This is a genomic window from Devosia sp. (assembly GCF_036676215.1).
GTDB lineage: Bacteria > Pseudomonadota > Alphaproteobacteria > Rhizobiales > Devosiaceae > Devosia.
This window is the reverse complement of record NZ_JAKFDJ010000200.1, coordinates 1-16,583: the sequence shown is the minus strand read 5'-3', so window position 1 is coordinate 16,583 and position 16,583 is coordinate 1. Positions and strand designations below refer to the sequence as shown.

General features: G+C 63.1%; 19 protein-coding genes. 8 read left to right on the top strand and 11 right to left on the bottom strand.

Annotated elements, in window-relative coordinates; translation table 11 throughout:
- From V6M52_RS16525 to hemE, 8 genes are all read right to left on the bottom strand, one after another.
- A partial coding sequence (locus V6M52_RS16525) for a ParB/RepB/Spo0J family partition protein (RefSeq protein ID WP_332701890.1) occupies positions 1-455 on the bottom strand: 455 nt, incomplete at its 3' end.
- A gap of 10 nt (positions 456-465) precedes the next feature.
- Positions 466-1,266: a ParA family protein gene (locus tag V6M52_RS16520; protein WP_332687144.1), complete on the bottom strand. Its 801-nt coding sequence runs from the start codon at positions 1,264-1,266 to the stop codon at positions 466-468.
- Positions 1,267-1,288: 22 nt separating this feature from the next.
- On the bottom strand, positions 1,289-1,936 hold the full coding sequence (gene rsmG / locus V6M52_RS16515; protein WP_332701888.1) for a 16S rRNA (guanine(527)-N(7))-methyltransferase RsmG: 648 nt from the start codon (positions 1,934-1,936) through the stop codon (positions 1,289-1,291).
- Complete coding sequence (mnmG, locus tag V6M52_RS16510; protein WP_332701886.1) at positions 1,936-3,798, bottom strand: tRNA uridine-5-carboxymethylaminomethyl(34) synthesis enzyme MnmG; 1,863 nt, start codon at positions 3,796-3,798, stop codon at positions 1,936-1,938. Before mnmG ends, rsmG begins: the two co-directional genes overlap by 1 nt.
- A 99-nt stretch (positions 3,799-3,897) precedes the next feature.
- Positions 3,898-5,190 carry a tRNA uridine-5-carboxymethylaminomethyl(34) synthesis GTPase MnmE gene (gene mnmE, locus V6M52_RS16505; RefSeq protein ID WP_332701884.1) on the bottom strand — a complete coding sequence of 431 codons (1,293 nt, stop codon included), beginning with the start codon at positions 5,188-5,190 and terminating at the stop codon, positions 3,898-3,900.
- A gap of 76 nt (positions 5,191-5,266) precedes the next feature.
- Positions 5,267-6,532 carry a transcription termination factor Rho gene (rho, locus tag V6M52_RS16500; protein WP_332687518.1) on the bottom strand — a complete coding sequence of 422 codons (1,266 nt, stop codon included), beginning with the start codon at positions 6,530-6,532 and terminating at the stop codon, positions 5,267-5,269.
- A gap of 408 nt (positions 6,533-6,940) precedes the next feature.
- On the bottom strand, positions 6,941-7,366 hold the full coding sequence (gene hemJ / locus V6M52_RS16495; protein WP_332701882.1) for a protoporphyrinogen oxidase HemJ: 426 nt from the start codon (positions 7,364-7,366) through the stop codon (positions 6,941-6,943).
- 30 nt (positions 7,367-7,396) lie between these two features.
- Positions 7,397-8,422, bottom strand: coding sequence for a uroporphyrinogen decarboxylase (gene hemE / locus V6M52_RS16490; protein WP_332687520.1), 1,026 nt, complete (start codon positions 8,420-8,422; stop codon positions 7,397-7,399).
- 432 nt (positions 8,423-8,854) lie between these two features.
- Between hemE and V6M52_RS16485 the strand changes: the two genes are divergently transcribed.
- From V6M52_RS16485 to dnaQ, 4 genes are read left to right on the top strand one after another with little or no spacing between them, the layout of a single operon-like run.
- Positions 8,855-9,457 (top strand): Maf family protein, encoded by a 603-nt coding sequence (locus V6M52_RS16485; RefSeq protein WP_332701880.1) that lies wholly within the window; start codon positions 8,855-8,857, stop codon positions 9,455-9,457.
- Positions 9,454-10,284: a shikimate dehydrogenase gene (locus V6M52_RS16480; protein ID WP_332701878.1), complete on the top strand. Its 831-nt coding sequence runs from the start codon at positions 9,454-9,456 to the stop codon at positions 10,282-10,284. Before V6M52_RS16485 ends, V6M52_RS16480 begins: the two co-directional genes overlap by 4 nt.
- 2 nt (positions 10,285-10,286) lie before the next feature.
- A complete protein-coding gene (coaE, locus tag V6M52_RS16475) occupies positions 10,287-10,889 on the top strand; it encodes a dephospho-CoA kinase (protein ID WP_332701877.1) in 603 nt (200 codons plus the stop codon).
- Positions 10,879-11,601, top strand: coding sequence for a DNA polymerase III subunit epsilon (gene dnaQ, locus V6M52_RS16470; RefSeq protein ID WP_332701875.1), 723 nt, complete (start codon positions 10,879-10,881; stop codon positions 11,599-11,601). Before coaE ends, dnaQ begins: the two co-directional genes overlap by 11 nt.
- Before the next feature lie 45 nt (positions 11,602-11,646).
- Here the strand turns inward: dnaQ and secB are convergent, their stop codons facing one another.
- Complete coding sequence (secB, locus tag V6M52_RS16465) at positions 11,647-12,168, bottom strand: protein-export chaperone SecB (protein WP_332689518.1); 522 nt, start codon at positions 12,166-12,168, stop codon at positions 11,647-11,649.
- A 76-nt stretch (positions 12,169-12,244) separates the two neighbouring features.
- Entirely contained in the window at positions 12,245-12,697 is a 453-nt protein-coding gene (locus V6M52_RS16460) for an FxsA family protein (RefSeq protein WP_332689514.1), read from the bottom strand.
- Positions 12,698-12,860: 163 nt separating this feature from the next.
- Here V6M52_RS16460 and V6M52_RS16455 point away from each other — a divergent pair, with 163 nt between their 5' ends.
- The 4 genes from V6M52_RS16455 to V6M52_RS16440 are packed head-to-tail and all read left to right on the top strand — an operon-like array spanning position 12,861 to position 15,121.
- Positions 12,861-13,574: a Tim44/TimA family putative adaptor protein gene (locus V6M52_RS16455; RefSeq protein WP_332689511.1), complete on the top strand. Its 714-nt coding sequence runs from the start codon at positions 12,861-12,863 to the stop codon at positions 13,572-13,574.
- Positions 13,575-13,605: 31 nt separating this feature from the next.
- Positions 13,606-14,190, top strand: a complete 585-nt coding sequence (locus tag V6M52_RS16450; protein ID WP_332689508.1) for a Smr/MutS family protein — start codon at positions 13,606-13,608, stop codon at positions 14,188-14,190.
- Positions 14,191-14,200: 10 nt separating this feature from the next.
- Positions 14,201-14,572 (top strand): helix-turn-helix domain-containing protein, encoded by a 372-nt coding sequence (locus tag V6M52_RS16445; protein WP_332689505.1) that lies wholly within the window; start codon positions 14,201-14,203, stop codon positions 14,570-14,572.
- A 60-nt stretch (positions 14,573-14,632) separates the two neighbouring features.
- A complete protein-coding gene (locus tag V6M52_RS16440) occupies positions 14,633-15,121 on the top strand; it encodes a hypothetical protein (protein WP_332701873.1) in 489 nt (162 codons plus the stop codon).
- Between the two features lie 208 nt (positions 15,122-15,329).
- On the opposite strand, the gene hslU is transcribed toward V6M52_RS16440, so the two are convergent.
- The coding region (hslU, locus tag V6M52_RS16435) for an ATP-dependent protease ATPase subunit HslU (RefSeq protein WP_332701871.1) at positions 15,330-16,583 on the bottom strand (1,254 nt) is incomplete at its 5' end.

Below are 16,583 nucleotides of genomic sequence, written 5' to 3'. Positions count from 1 at the left end.
TCCTGCTGGGTATAATCGAACTGTTCGATCAGCTGGCCGTAACCCATTGCTTCTTCAAGCGGATTAAGATCGGCGCGCTGCACATTCTCGATGATGGCGAGCTCGAGCGCTTCCTTGTCGCCGACATCGCGCACGATAACCGGCACATCATGCAGCCCGGCCTTCTGCGCCGCACGCCAGCGGCGTTCACCGGCAATGATCTCGAAAATATTCGGATCGTCGCTCGGGCGCACCAGCAGGGGCTGCATCACGCCCTTTTCGCGAATCGAATTGGTCAGCTCTTCGAGCTGATCATTATCGAAAGTGCGGCGCGGATTGGCGCGGTTGGCGATGATAAACTCGACCGGCAGTTTCTTGACGCCGCCCGATTCGGTGACGCGAGCGCCCTCGACGGTGGCCATGTCGCCGATCAATGCCGCGAGCCCGCGACCAAGACGTGTGGGTTTGTCGTTCATATCCGGGCTCCTATGCCGCGTTGAGCTGCCGCTCGCGGCGGATCACTTCGGTGGCCAGCCGCAGATAGGCCTGGCTGCCGGCACATTTCAAGTCATACAGCAGAGCCGGCTTGCCATAGGAAGGCGCCTCGCTCAGCCGCACATTGCGGGGAATGACCGTGTCATAGACCAGGTCGCCCATTTCGCTGCGCACGTCCTGCAACACCTGTTCTGAGAGGTTGTTGCGCTTGTCGAACATGGTCATCACCACGCCCTGGATCGACAGGTTCGGATTGAGCGTCGAACGAATTTGTTCAATGGTTTGAAGCAGTTGGCTCAGGCCTTCCAGCGCAAAGAACTCGCATTGCAGCGGCACCAGCACCGCATCGGCGGCCACCAGGGAGTTGATGGTCAGGAGGTTCAGCGAGGGCGGGCAATCGATCAGGATATAGCTGACCGGCTTGTCATTGATGGAGAGCTCGCCCAGGCGCTTGAAGGCATTGCGCAGCTTGAAGGCGCGGTCGGCATGGCCGGCAATGGTCAGCTCGACGCCCAAGAGGTCCATGGTCGAGGGCACGATAGCCACATTGGGGACGCTGGTCATGATCGCGGACTGCGCCACAGTGGCTTCGCCGACCAAGAGGTCATAGGACGACACCTCCCGATCGGTGCGTGAGATACCCAGCCCCGTCGAGGCATTGCCCTGCGGGTCGAGATCGACGATCAGCACGCGCTCACCGATCGCGGCCAGCGCTGTCGCCAGGTTGATGGCTGTCGTGGTCTTGCCCACGCCGCCCTTTTGGTTGGCCAGTGTCAGGATACGGGGTGCCACACAGGCCTCCAGCTCGTTGCCGCTAACGCACTGATTTCAAACGGAGATTGCTTAATGTAAGCAGGACTCCGCTCGCATCGGTGTCACTGGTCGTTACTAACACGTTAAAGTCCCAATGCGTAGCGGCTTCGGCAAGTTCTTCAACATGTTCCCTGCCTTTATGCAGAACGGCCCTTGTTTGCGGCGCAAAAAATGGCGCCATCCAGCTGCAAAGTTGGGGCAAGGGGGCCAGAGCACGGGAGGTGATGACATCGGGCGGTGGTGTTTCACGTGAATCAATCTGGTCGCTGCGGGACCCTTCCACCGCCACGATCAGCTTGAGTTCCCGCGCCACCGTGCGCAGGAAGCTGACCTTTCGGCCGTTTGGCTCGACCAGCGTGAAGTGGTGATTCGGTCCCCGCAGGGCGATGGCCAGCGGCAGGGCGGGCAGGCCGCCGCCGCTGCCCAGGTCGAGAAAGGCGTGGTCGCCTTGTTTCAGCAACGACAAAACCTGCAGGCTGTCTATAAAATGGCGTGACCAGACGTCATCCAGTGTTTCACGTGAAACAAGATTCTGCACCGCCTGCCATTTGCGCAGCAGCTGAGCATAGGATTCCAGATCCGCCGCGACCTCAGCCAGGGGTCGAGTGAAATACTGCGCATAGGGCGCAAGCGCTTCAGAACTGCTCATCAACCGGCCTTGCGGAATTCGCCGCGCCGGATCACCGCCAGCAGCAGCGTTACAGCGGCGGGGGTCATGCCATCCATGGCCTGGGCCTGGGCAATGGTCTGCGGCCGGTATTGCGTCAGCTTCTGCCGCAACTCCATGGAAAGCCCGGGTATCACCGCGTAATCAAGACCATCGGGAATCGGCTTCTGCTCATCCCGGCGCACGGCGGCGATATCGTTCTGCTGCCGGTCCAGATAGACGGCATATTGCGCATCGACCGTCAGTTGCTCGACTATACCCGTCTCGATATCGGCGACCTCTGGCCAGAGGCGGATGACGTCGTCAGCCGTAACCTCGGGATAGGACAGCAAATCAAAGGCCGAGCGCGCCTTACCGTCTTCATTCACGGCAATGCCGGCCTTGCGGGCGGCATTGGGCGATGTGGTGAGGCCCATCAATATGGTCCGGCCACGATCCAGTGCCTCGGCCTTGCGCGCGAAGAGGTCACGCCGCTCGTCATCGACGAGGCCCGTCGCTACCCCTAACGGCGTTAGGCGCTGATCGGCATTGTCGGCCCGCAGATGCAGGCGGAATTCGGCGCGCGAGGTGAACATGCGGTAGGGCTCGGACACGCCACGCGTCACGAGATCGTCGACCATGACGCCGAGATAGCTTTCGGTACGCGACAGAATCAGGGGCGCCGCACCCGACGCCGCCAGCGCGGCATTGGCACCGGCCAACAGGCCTTGCGCACCGGCCTCTTCATAGCCCGTCGTGCCATTGATCTGGCCGGCCAGATAGAGACCGGGCTGGCGCTTGACCTCCAGCGTCGGCCGCAGCTCGCGCGGATCGACATAGTCATATTCGATGGCATAGCCGGGCCGCACGATACGGACATTTTCCAGCCCCGGCATGGAGCGGAGAAACGCCTCCTGCACGTCGGCCGGCAGCGAGGTGGAGAGGCCGTTGGGATAGATCGTCTGGTCGTCGAGGCCTTCGGGCTCCAGGAAAATCTGGTGGCTGTCGCGATCGGCAAAGCGCACCACCTTGTCCTCGATCGACGGACAATAGCGCGGGCCCCGGCTCTGGATGCGGCCGGAATACATGGCCGACCGATGCAGATTGTCCGAGATGATACGGTGGGTTTCGGCCGTGGTCCGGGTTATGTGGCAGCTGACCTGGCGCGTGGTGATGGCGCGGGTGAGCGCCGAGAAGGCCTCGGGCGGATTGTCGCCGGGCTGTTCTTCAAGCGATGAGAAATCAATGCTGGTCGCGTCCAGCCGCGCCGGCGTGCCGGTCTTGAGGCGGCCGAGCTGCAGACCCAGGGCTTCGAGGCGGGTGGAGAGGCCAAGCACCGGCTTTTCCCCGACGCGGCCGGCCGGGGTGGTTTCCTCGCCGCGATGGATAAGGCCGCGCAGGAAGGTGCCGGTGGTCAGCACCACCGCCTTGGTGCCGATACGGCGGCCATCGAGCAGGACGACGCCGCTGACGACACCGTCCGTGACTTCGATATCATCGACTTCGCCCTCGATCACCTCGAGATTGGCTTGCGCCGTGATGGCGGCCTGCATGGCCTGCCGATAGAGCTGGCGGTCGGCCTGGGCGCGGGGTCCACGCACGGCAGGGCCCTTGCGGCGGTTGAGCACGCGGAACTGGATACCGGCCTGGTCGGCGACACGGCCCATCAGCCCGTCCAGCGCATCGATCTCGCGCACCAGGTGGCCCTTGCCCAACCCGCCAATGGCCGGATTGCAGCTCATCTCGCCGATGGTGGCGAACTTGTGGGTGACCAGTGCGGTTGGCACGCCCAGACGTGCCGAAGCGGCCGCAGCTTCACAGCCAGCGTGTCCGCCTCCTACAACGATGACAGCGTAGTCGGTCATGCTTGATCTCCGACCGGCTCAATAGGCCAATGTTTCACGTGAATCAATTCTTGGGTGATCACGGCTGCCATTCGAGGCCTACCGAATGTTCCACGTGAATCATTTGCCGATGCAAAAGCTGGCAAACAAACGGTCCAGCACGCGTTCGGCATCCAGCCGGCCAACCAGACGCTCCAATGCCTGCGACGCAATGCGCAGACTCTCGGCTGCGAGTTCGGGAACTGCAAGCTGCAGACCAGCCGCATCGAGCGCACCTGTGGCTGCCTCCAAAGCCAAGCGGTCCCGCTCGCGGCTCAGCAGGGCAGGCTCTCCGCTGCTCAATGAACTGCCGATGGCTTCGATACGTTGCAGCAAGGTGTCGAGGCCAAGGCCTGATTGCGCCGATACCGCAATGTCGACGCCCGCAACGACGCCAAGATCCAGCTTGGTACCGACGCGAATGTGGGTCGGAGACTGCGACGTCGGTTCATCGCTGACCACGTCCGGGGCAGCAAGCCACAGCACGATATCGGCTTGTTCAATGGCCCGTCTGGCACGGCGCACGCCCTCGGCTTCGGCCTTGCTTTCGGTGTCGCGCAGGCCGGCGAGGTCGAGTAACACATAGAGCTGGCCGCCAATATCGAGCGGCACTTCGCGCACGTCGCGGGTGGTGCCGGCCTCGTCGGTGACGATGGCGATATCGGATTTTGCCAAAGCGTTGAGAAGACTGGATTTTCCGGCATTGGGTGGGCCAGCCAATGCGACCCGGATGCCCTCGCGCACGATGCGGCCGTGTTCGATTGACGCAAGGGCATTGCCAATGTCGGCGCGCAAGGCTGCAATCGACTGGCCAAAGCTTTCCGGCAGGGCTTCGTCGACATCGCCTTCATCGGAGAAGTCGAGCCGCGCCTCGATCTCGGCGCGCAGGTCGAGGAGTTGATCGCGCCAAGCGTCGATACGCTGGCTGAGGCCTCCTTCGAAGCGCGCCAAAGCCTGGCGGCGCTGGTTTTCGGTTTCGGCCTCCAACAGGTCGCCCAGGCCTTCGATCTCGACCAGATCAAGCTTGCCGTTCTCGAAGGCGCGGCGGGTGAATTCCCCAGCCTCCGCCAGGCGGGCACCCTTGCTGACCAAGAGCTTGAGGATGGCGCGCACGCCGGCGGGCGAGCCATGCACCTGCAGCTCGGCGCAGTCTTCGCCGGTAAAGCTATGAGGCGCAGGGAACCAGGCGACAAGGCCGCGATCGAGCAGGCTCTCCTGCCCGATGGCGCGGAGCGTTAGTTTGCGCGGTTCCGGGAGGGCACCGGCCACGGCCTGCAGCAGGGGGCCGGTTTGTGGGCCGGACAGGCGGATCACAGCCACACCGGAGGGCGGCGCGCCGGAGGACAGCGCCACGATCGTATCGCCGCTCATCATAGGATCCTCCGAAAGCAGAAAGCGACACGCTGATGCATGTCGCTCTCGGTAGCATCGTCAATCGCCGCTGTGGCGATCAGGTATTCATCGAGTCGAAGAAGTCGGAATTCGTCTTGGTCTGGCGGACCTTGTCCATCAGGAATTCCATCGCGTCGATCGTCCCCATTGGATTGAGGATACGGCGCAGCACATACATCTTCTTGAGGATGTCCGGCTCGACCAGCAGCTCTTCCTTGCGGGTGCCCGACTTGGTGATGTCGAGGGCCGGGAAGATGCGCTTGTCGGCGACCTTGCGGTCAAGGATGATTTCCGAGTTACCGGTGCCCTTGAACTCTTCGAAGATCACTTCGTCCATGCGGCTGCCGGTATCAATCAGCGCCGTGGAAATGATGGTCAGCGAGCCGCCATCTTCGATATTGCGCGCGGCGCCAAAGAAGCGCTTCGGACGCTGCAGGGCGTTGGCGTCGACACCACCGGTCAGCACCTTGCCGGAGCTCGGAACGACAGTGTTGTAGGCGCGGCCGAGGCGAGTGATGGAATCGAGCAGGATGACCACGTCACGCTTGTGTTCGACCAGGCGCTTGGCCTTTTCGATCACCATTTCGGCGACCTGGACGTGGCGCGAAGCCGGCTCGTCGAAGGTTGAGGAGATGACTTCGCCGCGCACCGAGCGCTGCATGTCGGTCACTTCTTCCGGCCGCTCATCGATCAGCAGCACGATCAGATAGCATTCGGGATGATTGGTGGCGATTGACTGTGCAATATTCTGCAACAGTACCGTCTTACCAGTACGCGGCGGCGCAACAATCAGGGCGCGCTGGCCCTTGCCCAATGGAGCAACGAGATCGAGCAGCCGGGCCGAACGATCCTTGAGGGTCGGATCGGGCAGCTCCATATGAAGCCGTTCTTCGGGATAGAGCGGGGTGAGATTGTCGAAGTTGACCTTGTGGCGGACTGCCTCGGGATCTTCGAAATTGATGGTGTTGACCTTGAGCAGCGCGAAATAGCGCTCGCCATCCTTGGGAGACCGGATCTGGCCTTCAACCGTGTCGCCGGTCCGCAGGCCGAAGCGGCGAATCTGGGATGGGCTGACATAGATGTCATCGGGGCCCGGAAGATAGTTGGCGTCCGGGGAGCGCAGGAACCCGAAACCGTCGGGAAGGACTTCAACGACGCCTTCGCCGGTGATGTCGACTTCCTGGGCGGCGAGTTCCTTGAGAATGGCAAACATCAATTCCTGTTTGCGCATGGTCGAGGCGTTCTCGACTTCGTGTTCTTCAGCGAACACCAGCAACTCGGCCGGAGATTTGGCCTTGAGCTCACTGAGCTTCATATTCTGCATGTAGCGGATAGACCCTTGAGGGAAATCTGGAAGGCTGGGTATTTGGAGGGGTAGGCACCGCGCAGCGACCGGGGAGGTCAGCTTGTTTTTTGGGATGCGTTGTCAGCCATGTAACGCGAACCGGCCGCTTATTCAAGAATGAAACCGCGGCCTGATCGGGATTCACGTGAAACTTCGAACCGTCCCGAAGGGAAAATCGCTCCGGTGGAGCGATTTTAGGCGAGAAGGCCATGAGGCCTATGGCCAAGTGGCTGACCTAAGGAAGTACAGAGCCCTCGGGTCAAGCCCGAGGGTAACGTGTCGTGAGGCCCGAATATCGGGGCTTCCACCACCCCCTCCCAGCCTCCCCCATCAAGGGGGAGGTGCCGCCCGGTGGACGTGGCACGATAGTGCCCTAGCATGGCCAGCCTAGAACGGCTTCACGATCACCGCGATGACGATAACGATGGCGATCACGAAGGGTATCTCGTTGATGGAACGGAAGAATTTGTCCGATTTGACATTCCGGTCCTGCTGGAAGGCGCGCAACAGCGAGCCGTACCAGCCATGAACGCCGCTCAATGCGATCACCATCGCCGCCTTGAGCCACATCCAGCCCATGGAAAAATCGACGATGCCATAGCCGAAAGCCAGCCAGAGGCCGAAGATCCAGGTGGCGAGCATGGCCGGCGTCATGATGCCGCGATAGAGCCGGCGTTCCATGAGCTTGAAGGTCTCGGACTTGTCCGAACCCACCTCAGCATCGGCGTGATAGACGAAGAGGCGCGGCAGATACATCATCCCCGCCATCCAGGCGATGACCGAAATGACATGCAGCGCCTTGACCCATTCCATGGTCCAAACTCCCCAACAATTGGCTCGTGACTAGCCGTTCTTGACCCGGTCAACCAGCCGCGCCACGTGCTCGATCGGGGTTTCCGGCACGATGCCGTGACCCAGATTGAAGATATGCGGACGATTGCTGAACGCCGTGATGATCTCATCGACGCGGGCATCCATCTGCGCACCACCGGCCACCAGCCGCAGCGGATCGAGATTGCCCTGCACCGGGAGGGAACCCGGCAGATGCTTGCCGGCAAAATCGAGCGGCGTCGCGTAGTCGAGGCCCAGGGCATTGACCCCGGTCACTTCGGCATAGCGCGCCAGGTTGCCGGCGGCGCCCCGCGGAAAGCCGATGATCGGCGCATTGGGCACCAGAGCCCGCACGCCAGCGACGATGCGGCGATTGGGCTCGATGACGTGACTGGCAAAGGCCGCGTCGTCCAGATTGAGCGCCCAGCTTTCAAAAAGCTGCACCACGTCGGCGCCAGCTTGCAGTTGCGCGACCAGATAGTCGACGCTCGTCGCCACCAGGACATCCATCAGCGCCGCAAAAGCATCGGGATGGCGCAGAGCGAACAGCCTCGCAGCCGCCTGGTCGGTCGAGCCGCGGCCACCGATCATATAGGTCGCCACAGTCCAGGGAGAGCCGCAGAAGCCGATCAGGGTCTTGTCAGGCGCAATGTCCGCCCGCAGCCGTCGCACGGTCTCCAGCACCGGCGCCAGATGATCGAGAGCCCGTTCCGGCTTCAGCGCAGCAATGGTTTCAGCAGAAACCGGATCGAGGACTGGTCCCTCGCCCTGTTCGAAGCGAACCTTTTGTCCCAGCGCGTCGGGAATGACCAATATGTCCGAGAACAGGATGGCTGCATCGAGATCGAAGCGCCGCAATGGCTGCAGCGACACCTCAACAGCCAGGTCGGGCGTATAGCAGAGCTCGAGGAAGTTCTTCGCCTGGGTCCGCGTCTCGCGATACTCGGGTAGATAGCGGCCCGCCTGGCGCATGATCCAGATCGGTGGCCGTTCCTGGCGTTGTCCCAGCACCGTTGCCAGCAGAGGTCTGTGGGTCACGTCGTCCTTCCCTTCCAAACCCCTAAAGAGTCTTTCTGACTTAGTATTTGTATTATCATGGCGGTGTTTTGAGCCAATTCAGCATCGTCCACAATCGGGGTCGTGGCGGCACATGCGCGCAGGGCTATGGTAAACAGACCATTAACACAGCCTGTGAATCCATTCCTCGCGACCGGCAGCATGGTGATTAACGAAGCCTTAATGAGCCGACTCCGGAGTCAACGATTCGTCTGGCGCTGTGCAAAACCACTTGGCGGGGCCGCTGCCGCCCGAAAGGGTTTTCCCCAGACCTATCCATGGCACGCTGGGGGATGGGCGCGGGGTTGAACTGTTAACGCTTCGGTAACCAAGTCGAACAAATCGGGCGGGAGGCCAAAGTCATGAGTCATTGTCACAGGTCGGGCTTGAGCTGGGGATGACAGTGTGGAAAACATGGCCACCATGTTGATCCTTGCCAGCCAGAGCGACACCCGCAAAGCCTTGCTGCAGCAGGCCGGATTGGAGTTCTCCACCGCGCCGGCGCGCATCGACGAGCGCGGCCTTGAACGCGCCGCTCTGGAGGCTGGCGGCGATGGCCGCGACGTCGCGCTGCTGCTGGCCGAACGCAAGGCCGCAGCCGTAGCGGCGACCCATCCCGGCGCCATTGTGATCGGCGCCGACCAGACGCTGAGCCTGGGCACCGAACTTTTGCACAAGCCGGCCGACCGGGCGGAAGCCGCCGCCCAGCTCGACCACCTGCGCGGCAAGACCCATCGCCTGCATGCCGCGGTGACCCTGGTGCGTGACGATCTGCTGCTGTGGTCCGATATCCAGACGGCGGAATTGACGATGCGCGATTTTTCTCCTGCCGAGCGCGATGAGGTGCTCGACCGCGAAGGCGAGGCTGTTCTGGCCTCGGTTGGTGGCTATCGGCTCGAAGGGCCATCCATCCGCCTGTTCGAAACCGTCACCGGCGACTATTTCTCCATTCTGGGCCTGCCGCTGCTGCCCTTACTGGCTGCCTTGCGCAGCCTGGCCCCCGAGACCCTCACGTGACCATCAAAGCCTTTGTCATCGGCCACCCGATTGCCCATTCCCGCTCGCCCCTGATCCACGGCCAATGGCTGGCCGAACATGGTATCGACGGCAGCTATGAGGCGATCGATGTCGCGCCTGACGCCTTGCCCGGCTTTTTCGAGCGGCTGCGCAGCGGCGAATTTGCCGGCGGCAATGTCACCATTCCACACAAGGAGGCGGTGTTTGCGCTGTGCGACAGCGTCGACCCGCTGGCCACCACCATTGGTGCCGTCAATACGCTGGTGGTGCGCGACGGCAGGATCCATGGCACCAATACCGATTATCTCGGCTTTCTCGGCAATCTCGACGCGGAGGCGCCCGGCTGGTCCGATGGCCCCAATGACGCGATGATCATCGGCGCGGGCGGCGCGTCCCGGGCCATCCTGGTCGCCCTGCGCCGCCGCGACGGCGGCAAGGTGCATGTGCTCAATCGCACCCTGGAAAAGGCCCAGGCGCTGGTTGAGGAGATCGATGGACCCTTCGAGGCGCATGGCTTTGATGGCTTCCCCGAGCTGGCGGCGCATACCGGCCTCGTCGTTAATACCAGCTCTATCGGCATGCATGGCACGCGGTTCGATTGGCTCGACTTCGGCCTACTGCCCAAAACGACCCTGGTGACCGATATTGTCTATGCGCCGCTGGTCACCCCCTTGCTGGCCGATGCCGCGGCCCATGGCCTGCGGACGGTGGATGGGCTGGGCATGCTGCTGCATCAGGCCGTGCCGGGCTTTGAGGCCTGGTTCGGGGTGCGGCCGAGCGTGACGCCGGCGCTGCGGGCGCGTATCGAAGCCACGCTGGAGCATTGAGCATGTGGCGCATTGGCATTACCGGCTCGATCGCGACGGGTAAGTCCACCGTGCTCAAGGCCTTCGGCGATCTCGGCGTGCCGGTTTTTTCCGCCGATGAAGCCGTGGCCGAACTCTATCAGGGTGAAGCCGTGGCGCCGGTCGAGGCGCTGTTTCCGGGCGTTACCCGCGATGGGGTGATCGACAGGGCCACCCTGTCGCAAAAACTCGCCGCCGATCCCACCGGCTTCAAGCGGCTCGAAGCGGTCGTGCATCCCATGGTCCGCGCCCGCATTGCCCGCTTCATGGACGAGGCGGAGGCCGCGGGGCATGCATTGGCCGCGGTGGAAGTGCCGCTGCTGTTTGAAAGTGGCTACGATTATGGCTTTGACGCTATCGCCGTCACCTGGGTGGACGAGGCCATCCAGCGCCAGCGTGCCCTGGCCCGGCCCGGCATGACGGTGGAAAAGCTCGACACCATCCTTGCCCGCCAGCTGCCACAGGCCGAAAAGAAGGCACGCGCCACCTATCTCTTCGAGACCAGCGAGTCGATCGAGGAGACGGCGGCCATGGTCGCGGCGCTCGTCGCCAGCATCCGGGCCAAAGGGCCAAAAAATGAATCGTGAGATTGTGCTCGATACCGAAACAACCGGCTTGTCGCCCGCCATGGGCGACAAGCTGGTCGAAATCGGCTGCGTCGAGCTGATCAACCACATTCCCTCGGGCCGGCACTATCACGTCTATCTCAACCCGCAGCGCTCGGTGCCCGAAGAGGCCTTCCGCGTGCATGGGCTGAGCGAGGAATTCCTGGCCGACAAGCCGCTGTTCAAGGCGGCGGCGGGCGACTTTCTCGACTTTATCGGCGACGCCACGCTGATCATCCACAATGCGCCCTTCGACATGGGCTTTCTCAATGCCGAGCTGGAACGGTCTGGACAGCGCCCGCTGGCCAACATGGTCATCGATACGGTGATGCTGGCGCGGGAAAAGCACCCGGGCGCCCGCGTCAGCCTCGATGCGCTGTGCAAGCATTACGGCATCGACAATTCCCGCCGCACCCTGCATGGCGCGCTGCTCGACAGCGAGATACTGGCGGAGGTCTATCTCGAGCTGATCGGCGGCAAGCAGGTGAGCCTGGCGCTGATCGCCGAGACGCGGATTTCGGGCGCCGAGGCGATAGCCACGCGTATGGTGGTGGCCCCGCGGCCCACCCCGCTGCCCTCACGCCTGACGGCAGACGAGCAGCTTGCCCATGAACGCCTGGTTGCCACTCTGGGAACGGAGTCGATCTGGGCGCAGTATGCCGATGTCGGCAGCCCGCTTCGCGCGACCCAATAAAAAAGCCCCGGTCTCCCGGGGCTTTTGCGTCAATGGCAAAAAGAATCAGTTGAGCTTTTCGGGCTCGCTATTCGGGGCGGGCTGCGGGGCCGCGCCCTGCTTGGCGGCCAGCGAGGCCAGGTTCTGCCGGTAGATGGCAGCGAAATCGACCGGCTCCATCATCAGCGGCGGGAAGCCGCCCTGCTGGGTGACGCTGGCCAGCACCTGGCGCGCGAAGGGGAAGATCAGGCGCGGGCATTCAATCATCAACAGCTGGCTGAGCTGGGCTTCGGGAATGTTCTTGAGGCGGAACAGGCCGCCATAGACCAGTTCGACATTGAACAGGATGGTCTGCTCGCGATTGGCCTTGGCATTGAGCGTCAGCTCGACCGCATACATGTCATCGGCCTGCTTCTTGACGGCGACCGAGATCGAGACGTTGAAGGCCGGATTGCCGCCGCCCGCCATGATCGAGCCGGGTGCGCCCGGATTCTCGAAGGAGAGGTCGCGGATATACTGGCCCACCATGTTCATCGAGGGCGGGTTTGCTGCCTGGGGGGCGGCACCGCCCTGGGTTTCGTCAGCCATGAGCTTGCAGTCCTTTGCCGAAATATCGTTGCTGGGTCGCTACCATCTTTGCGCTGGAGCGACAAGCTGGCGCCAACTAGCGCGGGCGGTAGTCGTCATCGTCGAGATCGATCGTGCCGTCCTGGAGACGCGGATCGATATTCTCGCTGCGATGGCGGTAGCTGGCCGTCTCGACCACGCTGACCCGGCTGGCCAGCGCAGCATAGATCCAGCTGCGCACCGGCGGCAGCAGCAAGGCCAGCGCTACGATATCGCTGAGAAATCCGGGCAGGACCAGGAACAGCGCTGCCAACCCGAGCATCATTGCATCGGCAATGGTGCGGCCCGGCAAGCGCCCGGAATTGACATTGCTGCGCAACTGCGTGAGCACCGAAACGCCCTGCTGGCGCAGCAGCAGGCCGCCCAGAATGGCGGCGCCGATCACCAGCGCCAGGGTCGGCAACAGGCCGATGGTCTGGCCCACCTTGATGAAGATGGCGATCTCGATAATCGGCAGGGCGATCAGGCCAAGGGCGAAAAATCGTGCCAAGGTCGGGGTTTCCTTCTGTATGCGCAGCGGCAAAATCGGTCTCTCGCCCCATCGTGAACTGGTTTTGGGGTGAGGCTTTGCCTATATATAGGACAAACGAGGCGCTCAACGAGCGTCGCCGCGTCGATTTCTTCGGCGCGCTCACGCTAAGGTGCATTGCCCCATGGATGAATTTTTCGATCTGCCGACCCTCATCGTGATTGCCGTGGCCGTCTTCGTGCTGTTCCGGCTGCGCTCCGTGCTCGGCACCAGGACCGGCAATGAGCGCCCGCCGCTGGAACGTCGCAAGCCCGCGGCCGAAGCGGCGGCCGAGGATACGGTGGTGCCGCTGCGCCCGCGCGGCACGGCAGCGCCCGAGCTCGACGAGGATCACCGCAGCCGCAAGATTGAAGCCGAGATCGAACAGTTCGCCATGGGCAATGACGAACTGGCCGCCGGCTTCAGGACCGTGGTCGAGGCCGACCCGACCTTTACGCCCAAGAGCTTCCTCGAAGGCGCCAAGCAGGCCTATGAGATGATCGTCACGGCCTATGCCTCGGGCGACCGGCAGATGCTGAAGAACCTCTTGGAAAAGGATGTCTATGATGGCTTCCACCGTGCCATCACCGATCGCGAAGCTGCGGGCCAGACCGTGGACTTCACCTTTGTCGGCCTGCCCAAGGTCGAGATTTCCGATGCCGAATATGACAAGAAGAACGTGCTGGTAACCGTGCGCTTCCACGCCGAAGTGGTGTCGGCCACCCGCGACAAGGATGGCGCTCTGGTCGAGGGCAATGCCGATCAGGTGCAGACCGTCGCTGACGAATGGACCTTTGCGCGCAACCCCAAGTTGCGCGACCCCAACTGGAAGGTCATCGCGACCAGCCAGCTCGACTGATCCACGAAGCGGCGGGCCGGCGACCCATTCCATGTCCAAGCGTGATCCCAAGCGCCTGCCGCACGACTTCCACCTGTGGACGGCCGTGGCCTCGACCATCGATCCGCTGCGTCGCAAGGGCCTGCTGAAAATGGCGGTGGGTCCACTGCCGCTGCCGGTCGAGGAGAAGCCGGCTGCCGCGACGAAGCCCCCACCCAAGCGTAAGCCACCGCGCCAGCCCTTCCTGCCCCCCTATCAGGCGCCCCTGCCCTCCGCTGCAGCGCCGGAGAAAGCCGTCGATCCCTCGATCCGCAAGAAGGTTGGTCGCGGGCGCATCGAGATCGACGGCAGGATCGATCTGCATGGCATGACCCAGACCGAGGCGCGAGGCGCCTTGCATCGCTTCATCCATGCTCGTTTCTCCCGTGGAGATCGCACCGTTTTGGTAATCACCGGCAAGGGGGTCAAGACCGACAGCGATTACATCGCCGCCATGACCGAGCGGGGCGTGTTGCGCACGATGCTGCCGATCTGGCTCAGCGAACCCTCGCTGTCGCCCATGGTTTCAGGCTGGAGCGTGGCGGCGCGCGGCCATGGTGGGGAGGGGGCGTGGTATGTGCGCCTGCGACGCGCATGAGAACGCAACCATGACCCCGCTTGGTGCAAAGATCCGCGAACTGCGCGAGGCCCGCGGGGTCTCGCTCAAGGACATGGCCGCGGCCCTCAATGTGTCGAGCGCCTATCTCTCGGCGCTGGAGCACGGTCGGCGCGGCAAGCCAACGGGCTTCCTGCTGCATCGGATGATCGCCTTTTTCAACGTCATCTGGGATGAGGCCGAGGAGCTGCAGCGCCTGGCCGAAATGAGCGACCCCAAGGTGACCATCGATACCGGCGGGCTGGCGCCCGAGGCGACCGAGCTGACCAACCGGCTGGCGGCCGATATCGCCAGACTCGCTCCCGAGGATTTGAAATTCCTGCTCAACGAAGTGGTGCGGCGCTCGGGCAAGTCGCGGCCCTGAGAGGCGCTGGCAAACCCCTGCGATAGGGCGTATTTTAGGCCATCTGTGGAGGAGGCTATCATGCGCACACTTGGTGTCGCGGCTATCCTTGCCGCCCTGACCATGCCCGCTTTATCCGCCGATCTGACGCCCAGCGCCTTCCGCGCCCTGCTGGACGGGCAGGACGCGACGGCGGTTGTGCAATCGCTCGACGAAAATACCTGGAACGCGTTCCTGGCCCATGTCGAGGCCGGGCATCGCGGCTGGATCGACCTGGTGCCGCTGCTGGCGCCCGGTACGGCTGGCAGCACCTCGGAAAGCCTTGCCATCACCCTGTCCCGCGCGCTCAAGGCCAATCCGGCCGGCGTGCTGAGCGTGCTGGCTGCCAATCCCTATGGCCCGACCGACATCTGCGGGGAGATTGACAGCGCGGTCTCGGCTATCGAGGCGGCCAGGTTCATCGATGAGGCGCTGGTCAAGGTGGCTGCGGTGATGGATCCGGCGCTGAGCGAGGCGCGCGATGCGTGTCTCTATGCCCTGACCGACGCACGGATTGCGGCGTTGATGTAGCCAGACCCCCTCAGTCGTCTCCCTCCCCCTTGCCGGGGTGGGGGATGTTTGGCCCCGATATTCGGGCCAACTGCCACCCCCTCCCAGCCTCCCCCGTCAAGGGGAGGTGCCGCTCAGTGGTCGCTGCGGGTCCGGGCCCTTCGAGCGTAGCGGGCCCAGCAGCCTAAAATCGCTTCACTGGAGCGATTTTGCGCCATGGCGCCGTCTGCTAGAGCACGAACTTGCTCAGATCCGTATCCGCGGCCAGCACGCCCACCTTTTCGGCGACGAAGGCAGCGTCGATCAGAATGGTCTGGCCCTGCTTGTCGGGGGCTTCGAAGCTGATGTCTTCCACCAGCCGCTCCATCACCGTCTGCAGGCGCCGCGCGCCGATATTCTCGACCGAATTGTTGACCCTGACCGCTGCGTCGGCAATCGCTTCGATGGCATCCTGGGTGAAGTCCAGCACCACGCCTTCGGTGCCCATCAGCGCCACATATTGCTTGATGAGGCTGGCATCGGTGCTTGACAGGATCTGGATGAAATCGCCGCGCGTCAGCGCCTTGAGCTCGACCCGGATCGGCAGGCGGCCCTGCAATTCGGGCAGCAGGTCACTGGGCTTGGACACATGGAAGGCGCCCGAGGCGATGAACAGGATATGGTCGGTCTTGACCGGCCCATATTTGGTCGAAACCGTCGTGCCCTCGATCAGTGGCAGCAGGTCCCGCTGCACGCCCTCGCGCGATGGACCGCCCTGGGCGCCGCCCTCGCGTTGGGCCACCTTGTCGATCTCGTCGATGAAGACGATGCCATGATTTTCCACCAGCTCGATGGCTTCCGCCTTGAGCTGGTCCTGATCCAGCAGCTTGTCGGCCTCCTCGGCGATCAGCGGCTCATAGGCATCCTTGACCTTGATCTTGCGCTTGACCCCGCGCCCGCCCATGGCCTGCTTGAACATGTCGCTCAGGTTGATCATGCCGATGCCGCCATTGGGCATGCCGGGAATTTCGAAACCCCCGGTATTGGCCGCAGGCTGCATCTCGATGTCGATTTCGTTGTCGTCGATCTCGTTATTTCGGAGTTTTTTCCGGAACGAATCCCGCGTGGACGGCGCCGCCGAATGGCCGACCAGCGCATCGAGCACGCGGTTTTCGGCATTGGCATGGGCCTGCGCCTGCACATCGGCCCGGCGCTTGTCGCGCAAGACGGCAATGCCGGCTTCCACCAGGTCGCGGATGATCTGCTCGACGTCGCGCCCGACATAGCCCACTTCGGTGAACTTGGTGGCTTCCACCTTGATGAAGGGCGCCTGGGCCAGGCGCGCCAGACGCCGGGCGATTTCGGTCTTGCCGACGCCGGTCGGTCCGATCATCAGGATATTCTTGGGTGTCACCTCGCGGCGCATTTCGGGGCCGAGCTGCTGCCGGCGCCAGCGATTGCGCAGGGCCACGGCGACGGCGCGCTTGGCGTCGTTCTGGCCGAC